The sequence below is a fragment of the Pelomonas sp. CA6 genome, from assembly GCF_022549225.1.
Classification (GTDB): Bacteria; Pseudomonadota; Gammaproteobacteria; order Burkholderiales; family Burkholderiaceae_C; genus Roseateles.
This window is the reverse complement of record NZ_JAKZFD010000044.1, coordinates 1-698: the sequence shown is the minus strand read 5'-3', so window position 1 is coordinate 698 and position 698 is coordinate 1. Positions and strand designations below refer to the sequence as shown.

Below are 698 nucleotides of genomic sequence, written 5' to 3'. Positions count from 1 at the left end.
GCTCGCGGCGCTGTGGGCCGAGCTGCTGCAGCTGGAGCGTGTCGGCCGCCACGACCATTTCTTCGAGCTGGGCGGGCATTCGCTGCTGGCGACCCAGCTGCTGGCCCGGATGCGCCGGCTCTGGGAGACCGAGATCTCGCTGGTTGATGTGTTCGCCCATCCGCGGCTGGCGCGGCTGGCCGAGGTGGTGGTCGACCGCGAGCTGGCGGGCTATGACGCCGACGAACTCGCGACCGTGCTGTCTGAGCTGAAGGATCAAGCGTGAACAAGTCGTCTTTGGAAGACCTGGACCCGGCCGACAAGCAGGCCTTGCTGGCCCGTGCCCGCGCCGCGAAGCTCTCGCGCAGCGGTGCCGGCGCGCAAGCGCCGCTGGCGCGGCGCACGCAGCCCGGCCCCGAGTTTCCGGCCTCGCACGCGCAGCAGCGCCTGTGGTTCATCGAAACCCTGGCCGGCGACAGCGACGGCGACATGCGGGGCAGCGCGGCCTACCACATCCCCTGCGCGCTGCGGCTTCGCGGCGTGCTGGATCCGGTCGCGCTGCGCGGCGCGCTGCGCCGCCTGGTGCAGCGCCACGAAGCCTTGCGCACGCGCTTCGTGGCGCGCGACGGCGAGGTGCTGCAGTGCGTCGCCGCCCACGCGGACTTCGTGCTGCTGCAACACGACCTGTCGGCGGACGAGGACGCCGAGGCCCGTCTGCA

The 698-nt window shown here is 72.2% G+C and carries 2 protein-coding genes; both read left to right on the top strand.

All coding sequences use genetic code 11. The annotated features are described in order from the left end of the window. Nucleotides 1-265, top strand: a 265-nt coding sequence (locus LZ017_RS22205; RefSeq protein WP_277604853.1) for a phosphopantetheine-binding protein, incomplete at its 5' end; no start/stop codon positions are given. Beyond that, a partial coding sequence (locus LZ017_RS22200) for a condensation domain-containing protein (protein WP_308194098.1) occupies nt 262-698 on the top strand: 437 nt, incomplete at its 3' end. The genes LZ017_RS22205 and LZ017_RS22200, both read left to right, overlap by 4 nt.